We start from the raw sequence: 11,769 nt of genomic DNA on the forward strand, positions 1-11,769 counted from the left end.
GCTATAGAAGTGGAGGCTACCGACATGAATCTAGTATTGATGGGTTTGCCGGGTGCTGGTAAAGGAACGCAGGCTGCGAAAATCATCGAAGACTATGCGATCCCCCACATCTCGACAGGCGACATGTTCCGCGCGGCGATCAAAGATTCAACGCCACTCGGACAAGAAGCGAAATCATACATGGATAAAGGGGAACTCGTTCCGGACGAAGTCACAATCGGCATCGTACGTGAGCGTCTCGCCAAAGAAGACTGTGCAAATGGTTTTCTCCTTGACGGTTTCCCACGCACAGTGAAACAAGCAGATGCTCTTGAAGCATTACTTGAAGATCTGGGCAAACAAATTGATCACGTCATCCACATCGGTGTAGACCCGGAGAAACTTGTCCCTCGTTTGACAGGTCGCCGGATTTGCCCAACTTGCGGAGCAACGTATCATGTTCTCTACAACCCACCAAAAGTGGAGGGGATCTGTGATATCGACGGATCAGCACTTGTACAACGTGAAGATGACCAAGAGGAGACAGTACGTCGTCGCTTGGAAGTCAACGTCGCTCAAGCGCAACCTTTGATTGACTTTTACGCAGAAAAAGGGTATCTTCGTAATTTGGACGGTGATCGTCCAATCAACGATGTATATTCCGATGTTCAGGCACTCCTTGGTGATCAGTAATGATCATCACGAAAGCGCCGCGTGAAATCGACATCATGCGTAAAGCAGGACAAATCGTCGCCCGGACGCATAAGGAGCTTCAAGCTCACATTCGCCCAGGTATCACGACGGGGCAACTCGACGCGATCGCTGAACGCTATATTCGAAGTCAAGGGGCAACACCATCGTTTAAAGGGTATAATGGTTTCACGGGTAGCATCTGTGCTTCCGTGAACGAAGAGCTTGTCCATGGTATTCCGGGAGATCGTGTACTTCAGGACGGTGACATCATCTCGATTGACATCGGAGCAGAGTACAATGGGTATCACGGAGATTCAGCCTGGACATATCCGGTAGGTACAATCTCTGAAGAGACGAAGCGGTTACTTGACGTAACTGAAGAATCTCTGTATAAAGGATTGGAGCGCGCCAAAGCTGGCGTGCACCTGACAGATATTTCGCATGCGATTCAGTCACATGTTGAAGCTGCGAATTTTTCTGTAGTCCGCGAATATGTGGGCCACGGCGTGGGACAAAATTTGCATGAAGATCCGCAAATTCCACATTATGGACCACCGGGGAAAGGGCCGCGCCTGAAAACCGGCATGACACTGGCAATTGAGCCAATGGTCAACGTCGGGAAACGCTATGTTCGCACACTATCCGACAATTGGACGGTAGTGACGGTGGACGGTAGCATGTGCGCCCACTTTGAGCACACCATCGCCATCACAGACGACGGCTACGAGATCTTAACGGTCGATGCAGAGTGAGCTGTGCGCGTTATTGGTGTCACCTTTCTATAAGCCAGTATCCACTCGTGTTTGTGACCGATGATCTCTCAATGGCTCTTGTAGAAAGCCCCTAGCGCTACAAATCGTCTGGGCTCCCAATCAACTTTATAGAGAAAGGGGTATAATTGATGGCGAAACAAGATGTAATCGAAGTGGAAGGTACGGTTATCGAGCCGCTTCCAAACGCGATGTTTAAGGTGGAGTTAGAAAACGGCCACACGGTCCTCGCGCACGTCTCAGGAAAAATTCGGATGCACTTCATTCGGATCTTGCCAGGAGATAAAGTAACGGTTGAGTTGTCACCATACGACTTGACTCGCGGACGGATCACATACCGTTTCAAATAAAAACTCCGATTTTTTCAGGAGGAGGTATTCACAATGAAAGTAAGACCTTCGGTTAAACCGATCTGTGAAAAATGTAAAGTTATCCGCCGTAAAGGCAAAGTAATGGTTATTTGCGAAAACCCTAAGCATAAACAAAAACAAGGGTAATTAAACAAGGAGGTGCACACATGGCACGTATTGCTGGTGTAGATATTCCACGTGAGAAACGCATCGTCATCTCACTCACTTACATCTATGGTGTTGGTAAAACGACTGCTCAAAAAGTCTTGAAAGAAACTGGTATCTCTGAAGATACTCGTACTCGCGACTTGACTGAGGAACAATTGAACCAACTTCGTGATGGTTTAGACAAAATCAAAGTTGAGGGTGACCTTCGTCGTGAAATCTCACTCAACATCAAACGTTTGATCGAAATCGGTTGCTACCGTGGTGTTCGTCACCGTCGTGGTCTTCCAGTTCGTGGTCAAAACACTAAAAACAACTCGCGTACTCGTAAAGGCCCACGCCGTACAGTAGCGAACAAGAAGAAGTAAGGGAGGGTAAACTAAGATGGCAAAACGCAAACAGAACGTTCGTAGTAAACGTAAAGTCAAAAAGAATATTGAATCTGGTATCGTGCATATCCGTTCAACATTCAACAACACGATCGTTACGATCACTGATATGCAAGGGAATGCAATCTCTTGGGCAACTGCAGGTAACATGGGCTTCAAAGGCTCACGTAAATCGACTCCTTTCGCTGCACAAATGGCATCTGAAACAGCTGCTAAAACAGCAATGGATAACGGTATGCGTACTGTAGAAGTTAACGTTAAAGGTCCTGGTGCAGGTCGTGAAGCAGCTATCCGTGCTCTTCAAGCAATCGGTCTCGAAGTCACTGCAATCCGTGACGTTACTCCAGTACCACACAACGGTTGCCGCCCTCCAAAACGTCGTCGCGTGTAACCCGTCTTGTACTGCAGAGCGGGGATTCGAGTAGACTTTTGTTGATCGTTTGACCAAGCAAGGCAGTAGAAACGTACACAAGGCGGTTGGCGATTGAACGCGATGGCCAACATGACGATATTCAAGGAGGGGTTCAGATGATCGAAATCGAAAAACCGAAGATTGAAACGATCGAGTTAAGCGAGAACGCTACGTTTGGTAAATTCGTAGTTGAGCCGCTTGAGCGTGGATTCGGTACAACGCTTGGTAACTCATTGCGTCGTATCCTATTGTCTTCACTTCCGGGTGCTGCAGTCACTGCAGTCCAAATCGATGGCGTTCTTCATGAGTTCTCGACGATTGATGGCGTTGTAGAAGACGTTACCCAAATCATCTTGAACCTTAAGAAACTCGCCCTCAAAGTGTACTCGGAAGAAGAGAAAACGCTTGAGATCGATATTCAAGGCGCTGGTGTTGTCACTGCTGCGAACATTACGCATGACAGCGACGTCGAAATCCTCAACCCAGAACTTCACATCGCAACGCTTGCAGAAGGTGCATCACTTCATATGCGTCTTACAGCACGCCGTGGTCGTGGGTATGTTCAGGCTGAAGATAACAAACGGGACGATATGCCAATCGGTGTAATCCCAATCGACTCGATTTACACGCCAATTCAACGTGTAAATTATCAAGTTGAAAAAACACGTGTCGGTCAAGATGCGAGCTTCGATAAGTTGACGCTAGATGTTTGGACGGACGGTTCAATCCGCCCTGAAGAAGCAGTGTCACTCGGTGCGAAAATCATGACAGAACACTTAAACATCTTTGTTGGTCTTACGGACGAAGCGCTCCATGCTGAAATCATGGTCGAAAAGGAAGAAGATCAAAAAGAAAAAGTACTCGAAATGACGATCGAAGAACTCGATCTCTCAGTTCGTTCGTACAACTGTTTGAAACGCGCTGGTATCAACACGGTTCAAGAACTCGCGAATAAGAGCGAAGACGAGATGATGAAAGTCCGTAACCTCGGACGTAAATCACTCGAGGAAGTTCAAGCGAAACTCGACGAACTCGGACTAGGCTTGCGCAAAGAAGACTAATACTATTAATTGCACGAAGGAGGGAATCCATCCATGGCATACTCGAAATTAGGCCGTACAAGCTCACAACGTAAGGCACTTTTGCGTGACCTTGCGACTGATCTCATCATCAATGAGCGTATCCAAACTACAGAACAAAAAGCGAAGGAACTTCGTCCAGTCGTAGAGAAACTTATCACTTTAGGTAAACGCGGTGATCTCCACGCTCGTCGTCAAGTTGCATCGTTCGTTCGCCGTGAAGCTGCTGGTCAAAACGCAGAGGGCAAAGCACAAGACGCGATCCAAAAATTATTCGCTGATGTGGCTCCACGTTTTGCTGAGCGTCAAGGTGGTTACACACGCATCATGAAAATGGGACCACGTCGTGGTGACGGCGCAGAAATGGTCATCATCGAACTCGTTTAATCCTCATTAAATGATTCGCCATAAAAGGGCAGTGCGTATCCCGCTTCTGCCCTTTTGCTACAAAATGAAAGTATTGATTTGATGAAGGAGGAGAGATCATGGACAAGCTGATTGAACTGGAACAGGTCACCTATCGGTATCCGGAACAGGAGCAAGCAGCCCTACACGAGGTCTCTCTGACGATTCGTTCAGGTGAATGGGTCGCCATCGTTGGTCACAACGGCTCTGGAAAATCAACGCTGACGAAATTGTTTAATGGATTGTTGTTACCGGAGACAGGGACCGTCACGGTTGCTGAGCGCTTTTCAAGTGCGAATCCGGAGCAACTGTGGGAGATGCGCCGAGCAATCGGCATCGTCTTCCAAAATCCAGATAATCAATTCGTTGGCACGACCGTGCGCGACGACGTGGCATTTGCTCTAGAAAACTGGGGTGTGCCACGCGAGGAAATGGTTCGTCGTATCGACGACAGTCTAGCGCGCGTTGGCCTTACGGATTTTGTTGATCGGGAACCCCATCAACTATCCGGCGGACAGAAGCAGCGTGTCGCAATCGCTTCGGCGCTTGCGATGCGCCCTGATGTTCTCGTGCTCGATGAAGCTACATCGATGCTTGATCCATTAGCACGACAAGAGGTCATGTCGACCGTTCAGGAACTCCATGCGACTCACCCAATGGCGGTCATCGCGATTACACACGAATTAGACGAAGTATTACGGGCTAGTCGTGTCATCGTCATGGATGCCGGGAAAATCGTATTAGAAGGATCCCCTCAGGAAGTCTTTCGTCATGCATCGTTCTTAGAAGACATCGGACTCGATGTTCCATTCGTTGTTCGGGTACAAGAACGTTTACGGGCGCAAGGTCTCTCACTCGAGGAGACGATACTAGATGAAAGAGAATTGGTGAACCGTTTATGCCAATCTTAATCCAGGAATTAAATTATACGTATCAACTCAATAGTCCGTTCGAACGAGTCGCGCTACGTGATGTGAATCTTGAGATTCCGTCAGGGGCGCTTGTTGCGTTTGTAGGGCATACCGGATCCGGGAAATCGACGCTCGTGCAGCACATCAATGGGTTGCTCAAGCCGACAGCGGGGAAGGTACAAGTCGATGACATCATCGTCGAACCGAAGAAAAAACAAGACCTCAAGCCATTAAGACGTCGCGTCGGGCTTGTTTTTCAATATCCGGAATATCAATTGTTCGAAGAGACGGTCTTAAAGGATGTCATGTTCGGTCCGATGAACTTCGGTCATGACGCCGCGAAGGCTGAGCAATTAGCGAAAGAGGCATTACGGACTGTCGGACTCGATGAAGTCTTTTGGAGTCGTTCGCCGTTTGACCTGTCTGGTGGGCAAATGAGGCGTGTTGCAATTGCCGGCGTACTCGCTAGTCAACCAGACGTGTTGATCGTCGATGAGCCGACGGCAGGACTCGATCCGCAAGGGCGCAAGCATATGCTGAGTCTATTTGCCCGGCTCCATGCAGAGACCGGTATGACGTTGCTCCTGATCACGCACGACATGGATCAGGTGCTTGAGTATGCCGAGCGTGTCATCGTCATGGAAGACGCCCAGGTGGCGTTTGACGGGCTACCGCTTGATCTGTTTAAAGAAGAGACATTGCTCGAGCAATTCCACCTCGATCTCCCGCACGTCCTATCGCTTGCTTGGCAAGTCGCTGATCGGCGTGGATTGCAACGACCGGAGATCCGGACGGAGACCGAATTGATCGAGTGGTTGATGACGAAAGGGGTGAGCGAATGATCGTCGGACAACATATTCCCGGTCAGTCGTACTTGCACCGGTCGTCGGCACTTGCGAAGATCATCTTTGCTTTCTGCTTCATTCCGCTCGTCTTTCTCGCGAACAATGCAGCAACGAACATCTTTTTACTCATCTTTACGTTCTTAGCACTCATGAGTAGTCGGTTACCACTTCGTTATGTTCTAAAGGGACTGCGACCGATTCTTTTCCTGATCGTCTTTACGTTCGTCATCCAGCTGTTCTTCACGCGCGAAGGGGCTGTCCTCTTTGAGTTCGGCTGGCTTCGGATCTACGAAGAAGGACTGCGACTCGCGATCATCGTCTCATTACGTTTCTTCTATCTTGTCTCGATCACGACACTCGTCACGCTGACGACCTCACCGATCGAATTGACAGATGCGATTGAGTTGTTATTAAAGCCGTTCAAGGTCGTCCGTGTTCCAACGCATGAGATCGCCTTAATGTTATCGATCTCACTTCGGTTCTTACCAACCTTAGCGGAGGAGACGGAGAAAATCATGAAGGCACAGCAAGCACGTGGTGTTGATTTATCGGCAGGACCGATCAAGGAACGTTTACGGGCGATCATTCCGTTATTGATTCCGTTGTTCATCTCCGCCTTTAAGCGGGCGGAGGATCTTGCGACAGCAATGGAAGCGCGGGGATACCGTGGAGGAGAGGGACGGACACGCTTACGGGAGTCCAAGTGGACGATGCGGGATACAGGTCTGATCATCCTACTCGTCCTCCTAACGATCAGTTTAGTAGGATTGCGAGGGATCGGTTAATGCGTCGTTTAAAATGTACGATTCAGTATGACGGAACCGGCTACGCCGGGTATCAGGTGCAACCAAACGGATTGACGATTCAAGAAGTAATTGAAACGACACTTGCGCGGATGCACAAACATCCCGTCAAGATCATCGGGTCGGGACGGACGGATGCGAGGGTGCATGCCTACGGGCAAGTCATTCATTTTGATACGGAACTAGCGATTCCACCGGAGAACGTCGTCAAGGCACTGAATACGCTCTTACCAGCGGATATTCGTGTCCGGAGCTGCGAGGAGGTCGAACCGATCTTTGAAGCGCGTTACGATGTCGTAGGGAAGGAATACCGCTATTTCGTCCGCCGCAAAGAAAATGCGTTTCGTCGGAATCTATCGGTTCATATTCCGTATCCGCTCGATCTCGAGCTCATCCGTCAAGGGATGGCACATCTCGTCGGCACGCACGATTTCAGTTCGTTCTGTGTCGCGAAGACGGAAACGGATAACCGGGTCCGGACGATTTACGAGGCAGAGTTGATGACAGTCGGTGACGAACTCGTCTTTCGGTTCCAGGGCAGTGGGTTTCTCTATAATCAAATCCGGATTATGGTCGGGACGTTACTTGACGTCGGACGCGGTCGTTTTGCACCAGAGGACATTAAAAAAATGTTGCTGGCAAAGGACCGGAACGTCGCAGGCGTGACAGCGCCTCCCCATGGACTCTATCTATGGGAAGTTTTCTATCCGGAGTGAAAAAAGGCAATTGACATTGGCTATTAAAAAACATACAATGTTTATTGGCATTTCATTTATTATGAAACCACAATCTTAGCCCCGTACACCTAAGATTATGATAGATTCACCTAGTGAATAAATGAAAAATCAAAAACAGAACTTTTAATTCCTTAGGAGGTATTTTACATGCGCACAACTTTCATGGCGAAAGCTACTGATGTAGAACGCAAATGGCTCCTTATCGACGCTGAAGGTAAAACACTCGGTCGCCTTGCGAGCGAAGTTTCATCACTTCTCCGTGGTAAGCACAAGCCTACGTTCACACCACACGTTGACTGTGGGGATAACGTTATCCTCATCAACGTTGAGAAAATCGTTTTAACTGGTAACAAACTCGACAAAAAAGTCTACTACCGTCACTCTGGTCATCCAGGCGGCTTAAAGCAGACTGTTGCACGCGATATGCTTGCTAACAAACCTGAGCGCATGCTTGAACTCGCGATCAAAGGGATGCTTCCAAAAGGTAGCCTCGGTCGTCAAATGTTCAACAAACTCCACGTCTACGCTGGAGCTGCACACAAGCACGAAGCACAACAACCAGAAGTTTACGAACTTCGCGGTTAATACGAATTTAGGAGGAACTACACGATGGCAGATGTACGTTACTACGGCACTGGTCGCCGGAAACACGCGGCAGCGCGCGTTTTCCTCGTTGCTGGAGACGGTAAAGTCACAGTTAACGGTCGCGATATCAGCGAATACTTCGGTTATGAGACATTGATCATGACTGCAAAAGAACCACTCGTAATCACAGAAACAGAAGGCAAGTACGATGTAATCGTAACGGTCAAAGGCGGCGGCTTCACTGGTCAAGCAGGCGCTATCCGTCACGGTATCTCACGTGCTCTTCTTCAAGCGGATCCAGAATTCCGCGGCGCACTCAAAGCGAAAGGCTTCTTGACTCGTGATGCTCGTATGAAAGAGCGTAAAAAATACGGTCTTAAAGCAGCTCGTCGTGCACCACAATTCTCGAAACGTTAATTCTTTTCGAATCCCTCTCACCCTTGTGGTGGGAGGTTTTTTTATGCACTAAAAAACCGCTCTCCTGACGAAGTGTCAGAACAGCGATTCAAGTCAAGTCGACGGAGTGGAGCGTAATCGGTGCAATATCGTCAGAAGAACGTAGAGGATGACGATCGTCAGCGGGATGCTCCAAACAAAGAGAGATTGTATGAATTGGGTAGGTGTATGTGCCGTCGCTTGACCGACATGTCCTGTAAAAGAGGTTTCTTCACTTAAGACGGTTGCATTGTCCGGTAACTTCGTCTCGGTAGCGACAGTCGGTTGCAGCGTCAGATACAGGACGAAGCTAAGATGTAAGAGACAGGTGACGCCAAGTGTCCAAATGATGCGTTTTTTCATAGGATGCTCCTTTTGATATGAGTTAAAATCATTCTGCATTCCATAAGTATAGCGGATTTTGTTTTCGGGAACAGGAGACAAAGGGAGTGAGCATAGATGGCATTATCGATCAGCTGGTTACTCGAGCGAGCGAATCGGAAGTTGAATGCTTCGGGACTTTCGCGAGAAGTCGCCAAACGGACGCAAGAGGTCATTCGGGAGATGCATGCGCAAGGGATTTATGTAGGCGTCGCACAAGGGTACCGATCCATTGCAGAACAGAATCGGTTGTACGCACAGGGACGGACACTACCGGGACCAATCGTAACGAATGCACGTGGGGGACAATCCAATCATAACCGCGGCATTGCCGTCGACCTCTTTCAATATTCCAAAGACGGTACACAAGCGCTGTTTCGAAACGACCAAAGCTTTCAAAAGATTGTTGCTGCGATGAAACGACGTGGCTTTTCTTGGGGTGGGGACTGGACGAGCTTTAAGGATTATCCACACTTTGAATTACTAGGAGTGTCTGAAGAAACGACTAATCGCTCTCGTGCGATCGTTCCGTATCCAGGTCGTCCGTTATATCAAGGTGCAGCCAATATGAATCCGCGGGATATCGAACGGATCCAACGTGCAGTCAAAGCAACCGTGACTCAGCGCTTTGATGCAGAGACGGCTCAGAAGGTGCGTGCCTATCAAACACGTCAAGGACTTGATGTCGATGGTGTCGTGGGTCCTGGTACATGGAACCGAATGTTCTAAAACGAGCGAATGATCGAGTAAAATGATGAAAACCGACACTGGACATGGAAAAGTCATCCTTTCCGGTGTCGAAATGTGCAAGCGCTCTCTTATTTTTGTTATACTAATAGGGATTAAATCGAACGTTTTCAGGGGGAAGGCACTATGTTGAATGAACAAGAAATTCGCGAGGTAGTCGGAACGCTCGTCGATCCGACGATTGACCGCCCGCTTGCAGATACGAACGGCATTCGTGACGTCCGGATTAAAGGTGATTATGTCAGTCTGAAAATCGCTTTAGCACAATCCGGTTCTGGGGAGCAACTCGTGCTCCAACAGCAAATCGTCAAGGAACTGAAAGAAAAAGGATTCAAGACGGTGGGACTCCGTTTTGAGGCACTCGGTGATCACGGGATTCAAGCAGCTACGACACCATCAATTCTCAAACCAGAATCTGGTACGACGTTCATCGCGATCGCTTCTGGTAAAGGGGGCGTCGGGAAATCGACGGTTTCCGTTAACTTAGCAGTCGCCCTCGCACGAGCAGGGAAGAAGGTCGGTTTGATTGATGCCGATATCTACGGCTTTAGTGTTCCAGACATGATGGGAATCGAAACACGTCCGACTGTCGTGAACGACCGAATCGTTCCACCAGAACGCTTTGGCGTCAAGGTCATCTCAATGGGCTTCTTCGTCGAAGATAATGCACCAGTCATCTGGCGGGGACCAATGCTCGGGAAGATGCTCAACAACTTCTTCGCAGACGTCGAATGGGGCGATCTCGATTACTTGTTGCTTGATCTTCCACCGGGAACAGGGGATGTCGCACTCGATATTCATTCGATGCTCCCGAGCTGTCAGGAAGTCATCGTCACGACACCTCACGCAACAGCCGCTTTCGTTGCAGCACGAGCAGGAGCAATGGCAATTAAAACGAACCATCGTCTCCTCGGAATCGTCGAGAACATGGCGTACTTTGAAAGTAAAGTGACAGGCGAAAAAGAATATGTCTTCGGTAGTGGTGGCGGAGAGAGGTTGTCAGAAGCGTTAAAAACCGATATTCTAGCTAAGATTCCACTTGGACAACCATATGCGAATGATGCGGACTTCGCCCCATCGATCTATCGCGATGAACATCCATTTGAGACGTACTATAATGAACTCGCCACGCGTGTCATCGAAAAAGTAGAGGGATAAGAATGAAGATTAAAGGATTTTTGAAGCTGTTTTGGATGACGCTCCTAATCGGAACGCTCGCCGGCTTCGTGTTTAACTTGGTAGCAGAACCTGGATATATCCGAAATCAATCGATTAGCGGATATGTGACGGCTCTCTCCTACAGTAGTACGTGGACAGCCATCAGTTTGATGGGATTCTTCTCGTACTTGATCTTACATCGCGTCGGACTCGATTTATTCCGCGGCGCAAAGCTTTGGAATCGTGTCCAGGTCGTCTTGATTGCATTTGCACTATTTGATGGTGTTTATCTACGCGGATTAGCATACGGCTTTGATAAGACGAGCCTTTATATTGGTGAGATGGTCGTCTTGCTGTTAATAGCGTTCTTAGTCGCGCGGACGAAAGCACGGGAAACGAACTTCACAGCGTTCATTCCGACATTGTTCCTCATGACAGTCATCACGTTGATCGAATGGGTACCTGCTTTGCAGGCAACACAAGATAAGCGGATGTTATGGGCGGCACTTGCGACACTTTTAATCTGTAATGCGTATCAGATTCTAATGCTGCATCGCTTGCAAGAAAAGCCCGCTTCTCAAGGACAATCTCAAAAACAGGCGTAACGAAAAAGACCCGCGAACGGGTAGTGTTTTACCGGTTCAAGCGGGTCTATCTTTTTTCTAAAGTTTTTTTAGAAAAACAGTTGACGAAAAAAACAAGAGTTGATATATTAATACATGTCGCTGAGGCACACGCCAAACGCGAGCGTCACAGACGAAAAAAACTTCAAAAAAGTAATTGACATCACATATTACTTTACTGTAAGATTTAAAAGTCGTCAAATGACATATTGGACTTTGAAAACTGAACGATGAGGCAAAAATCGTATTCTACGGAATACAAAAATGAATGAAGCGCAAGCTTCGTCAATCGTGACTTCGGT

The 11,769-nt window shown here is 48.3% G+C and carries 18 protein-coding genes; 17 read left to right on the forward strand and 1 reads right to left on the reverse strand.

Annotated features, from left to right (window positions below; translation table 11 throughout):
• Positions 1 to 24 precede the first annotated feature (24 nt).
• The 14 genes from KNQ08_RS15925 (at position 25) to rpsI (ending at position 8,540) form a co-directional block, all read left to right on the forward strand.
• A complete protein-coding gene (locus KNQ08_RS15925; RefSeq protein ID WP_023466643.1) occupies positions 25 to 672 on the forward strand; it encodes an adenylate kinase in 648 nt (215 codons plus the stop codon).
• Positions 672 to 1,424, forward strand: a complete 753-nt coding sequence (gene map, locus KNQ08_RS15930) for a type I methionyl aminopeptidase (RefSeq protein ID WP_023466644.1) — start codon at positions 672 to 674, stop codon at positions 1,422 to 1,424. Before KNQ08_RS15925 ends, map begins: the two co-directional genes overlap by 1 nt.
• A gap of 149 nt (positions 1,425 to 1,573) precedes the next feature.
• Entirely contained in the window at positions 1,574 to 1,792 is a 219-nt protein-coding gene (infA, locus tag KNQ08_RS15935) for a translation initiation factor IF-1 (RefSeq protein WP_012369032.1), read from the forward strand.
• A gap of 33 nt (positions 1,793 to 1,825) precedes the next feature.
• On the forward strand, positions 1,826 to 1,939 hold the full coding sequence (gene rpmJ / locus KNQ08_RS15940) for a 50S ribosomal protein L36 (protein WP_003156543.1): 114 nt from the start codon (positions 1,826 to 1,828) through the stop codon (positions 1,937 to 1,939).
• A gap of 20 nt (positions 1,940 to 1,959) precedes the next feature.
• Complete coding sequence (gene rpsM, locus KNQ08_RS15945; protein ID WP_023466646.1) at positions 1,960 to 2,325, forward strand: 30S ribosomal protein S13; 366 nt, start codon at positions 1,960 to 1,962, stop codon at positions 2,323 to 2,325.
• A 16-nt stretch (positions 2,326 to 2,341) separates the two neighbouring features.
• Positions 2,342 to 2,737 (forward strand): 30S ribosomal protein S11, encoded by a 396-nt coding sequence (gene rpsK / locus KNQ08_RS15950; protein ID WP_023466647.1) that lies wholly within the window; start codon positions 2,342 to 2,344, stop codon positions 2,735 to 2,737.
• 137 nt (positions 2,738 to 2,874) lie between these two features.
• The gene (locus tag KNQ08_RS15955) at positions 2,875 to 3,819 is read left to right on the forward strand and encodes a DNA-directed RNA polymerase subunit alpha (RefSeq protein WP_023466648.1); all 945 of its coding nucleotides are present in this window, start codon (positions 2,875 to 2,877) and stop codon (positions 3,817 to 3,819) included.
• Between the two features lie 33 nt (positions 3,820 to 3,852).
• A complete protein-coding gene (gene rplQ, locus KNQ08_RS15960; protein WP_023466649.1) occupies positions 3,853 to 4,224 on the forward strand; it encodes a 50S ribosomal protein L17 in 372 nt (123 codons plus the stop codon).
• A gap of 98 nt (positions 4,225 to 4,322) precedes the next feature.
• On the forward strand, positions 4,323 to 5,153 hold the full coding sequence (locus KNQ08_RS15965) for an energy-coupling factor ABC transporter ATP-binding protein (protein ID WP_029343095.1): 831 nt from the start codon (positions 4,323 to 4,325) through the stop codon (positions 5,151 to 5,153).
• Entirely contained in the window at positions 5,141 to 5,995 is an 855-nt protein-coding gene (locus tag KNQ08_RS15970; RefSeq protein ID WP_149426606.1) for an energy-coupling factor transporter ATPase, read from the forward strand. The genes KNQ08_RS15965 and KNQ08_RS15970 overlap by 13 nt, the downstream gene beginning before the upstream one ends.
• A complete protein-coding gene (locus KNQ08_RS15975; RefSeq protein WP_149426607.1) occupies positions 5,992 to 6,783 on the forward strand; it encodes an energy-coupling factor transporter transmembrane component T family protein in 792 nt (263 codons plus the stop codon). Before KNQ08_RS15970 ends, KNQ08_RS15975 begins: the two co-directional genes overlap by 4 nt.
• Positions 6,783 to 7,517, forward strand: coding sequence for a tRNA pseudouridine(38-40) synthase TruA (truA, locus tag KNQ08_RS15980; RefSeq protein ID WP_214806298.1), 735 nt, complete (start codon positions 6,783 to 6,785; stop codon positions 7,515 to 7,517). Before KNQ08_RS15975 ends, truA begins: the two co-directional genes overlap by 1 nt.
• A 168-nt stretch (positions 7,518 to 7,685) precedes the next feature.
• Positions 7,686 to 8,123 (forward strand): 50S ribosomal protein L13, encoded by a 438-nt coding sequence (gene rplM, locus KNQ08_RS15985; protein ID WP_023466654.1) that lies wholly within the window; start codon positions 7,686 to 7,688, stop codon positions 8,121 to 8,123.
• A 24-nt stretch (positions 8,124 to 8,147) separates the two neighbouring features.
• On the forward strand, positions 8,148 to 8,540 hold the full coding sequence (gene rpsI / locus KNQ08_RS15990; RefSeq protein ID WP_023466655.1) for a 30S ribosomal protein S9: 393 nt from the start codon (positions 8,148 to 8,150) through the stop codon (positions 8,538 to 8,540).
• A gap of 93 nt (positions 8,541 to 8,633) precedes the next feature.
• Here rpsI and KNQ08_RS15995 read toward each other — a convergent pair whose 3' ends face one another.
• Complete coding sequence (locus KNQ08_RS15995; RefSeq protein ID WP_214725591.1) at positions 8,634 to 8,921, reverse strand: hypothetical protein; 288 nt, start codon at positions 8,919 to 8,921, stop codon at positions 8,634 to 8,636.
• Between the two features lie 96 nt (positions 8,922 to 9,017).
• On the opposite strand from KNQ08_RS15995, the gene KNQ08_RS16000 reads away from it, so the two are divergent.
• The 3 genes from KNQ08_RS16000 (at position 9,018) to KNQ08_RS16010 (ending at position 11,449) form a co-directional block, all read left to right on the forward strand.
• Positions 9,018 to 9,668, forward strand: a complete 651-nt coding sequence (locus tag KNQ08_RS16000) for a M15 family metallopeptidase (RefSeq protein WP_214725593.1) — start codon at positions 9,018 to 9,020, stop codon at positions 9,666 to 9,668.
• A gap of 144 nt (positions 9,669 to 9,812) precedes the next feature.
• Complete coding sequence (locus KNQ08_RS16005; RefSeq protein WP_023466657.1) at positions 9,813 to 10,844, forward strand: Mrp/NBP35 family ATP-binding protein; 1,032 nt, start codon at positions 9,813 to 9,815, stop codon at positions 10,842 to 10,844.
• Between the two features lie 2 nt (positions 10,845 to 10,846).
• Complete coding sequence (locus tag KNQ08_RS16010; protein ID WP_058266102.1) at positions 10,847 to 11,449, forward strand: KinB-signaling pathway activation protein; 603 nt, start codon at positions 10,847 to 10,849, stop codon at positions 11,447 to 11,449.
• The last annotated feature ends 320 nt before the right edge of the window (positions 11,450 to 11,769 follow it).

It is taken from the genome of Exiguobacterium sp. s46 (assembly GCF_018618875.1).
Classification (GTDB): domain Bacteria; phylum Bacillota; class Bacilli; order Exiguobacteriales; family Exiguobacteriaceae; genus Exiguobacterium_A; species Exiguobacterium_A abrahamii.

What these genes read in the sequence shown, in the direction of transcription:
- rpmJ (WP_003156543.1), top strand. Translation starts at nt 1,826, where the DNA reads ATGAAAGTAAGACCTTCGGTTAAACCGATCTGTGAAAAATGTAAAGTT.
- KNQ08_RS15965 (WP_029343095.1), top strand. Translation starts at nt 4,323, where the DNA reads ATGGACAAGCTGATTGAACTGGAACAGGTCACCTATCGGTATCCGGAA.
- KNQ08_RS16005 (WP_023466657.1), top strand. Translation starts at nt 9,813, where the DNA reads ATGTTGAATGAACAAGAAATTCGCGAGGTAGTCGGAACGCTCGTCGAT.
- rpsK (WP_023466647.1), top strand. Translation starts at nt 2,342, where the DNA reads ATGGCAAAACGCAAACAGAACGTTCGTAGTAAACGTAAAGTCAAAAAG.
- rpsI (WP_023466655.1), top strand. Translation starts at nt 8,148, where the DNA reads ATGGCAGATGTACGTTACTACGGCACTGGTCGCCGGAAACACGCGGCA.
- rplQ (WP_023466649.1), top strand. Translation starts at nt 3,853, where the DNA reads ATGGCATACTCGAAATTAGGCCGTACAAGCTCACAACGTAAGGCACTT.
- KNQ08_RS15970 (WP_149426606.1), top strand. Translation starts at nt 5,141, where the DNA reads ATGCCAATCTTAATCCAGGAATTAAATTATACGTATCAACTCAATAGT.
- rplM (WP_023466654.1), top strand. Translation starts at nt 7,686, where the DNA reads ATGCGCACAACTTTCATGGCGAAAGCTACTGATGTAGAACGCAAATGG.
- KNQ08_RS16010 (WP_058266102.1), top strand. Translation starts at nt 10,847, where the DNA reads ATGAAGATTAAAGGATTTTTGAAGCTGTTTTGGATGACGCTCCTAATC.
- KNQ08_RS15975 (WP_149426607.1), top strand. Translation starts at nt 5,992, where the DNA reads ATGATCGTCGGACAACATATTCCCGGTCAGTCGTACTTGCACCGGTCG.
- KNQ08_RS15995 (WP_214725591.1), bottom strand. Translation starts at nt 8,921, where the DNA reads ATGAAAAAACGCATCATTTGGACACTTGGCGTCACCTGTCTCTTACAT.
- rpsM (WP_023466646.1), top strand. Translation starts at nt 1,960, where the DNA reads ATGGCACGTATTGCTGGTGTAGATATTCCACGTGAGAAACGCATCGTC.
- map (WP_023466644.1), top strand. Translation starts at nt 672, where the DNA reads ATGATCATCACGAAAGCGCCGCGTGAAATCGACATCATGCGTAAAGCA.
- truA (WP_214806298.1), top strand. Translation starts at nt 6,783, where the DNA reads ATGCGTCGTTTAAAATGTACGATTCAGTATGACGGAACCGGCTACGCC.
- KNQ08_RS15925 (WP_023466643.1), top strand. Translation starts at nt 25, where the DNA reads ATGAATCTAGTATTGATGGGTTTGCCGGGTGCTGGTAAAGGAACGCAG.
- KNQ08_RS16000 (WP_214725593.1), top strand. Translation starts at nt 9,018, where the DNA reads ATGGCATTATCGATCAGCTGGTTACTCGAGCGAGCGAATCGGAAGTTG.
- infA (WP_012369032.1), top strand. Translation starts at nt 1,574, where the DNA reads ATGGCGAAACAAGATGTAATCGAAGTGGAAGGTACGGTTATCGAGCCG.
- KNQ08_RS15955 (WP_023466648.1), top strand. Translation starts at nt 2,875, where the DNA reads ATGATCGAAATCGAAAAACCGAAGATTGAAACGATCGAGTTAAGCGAG.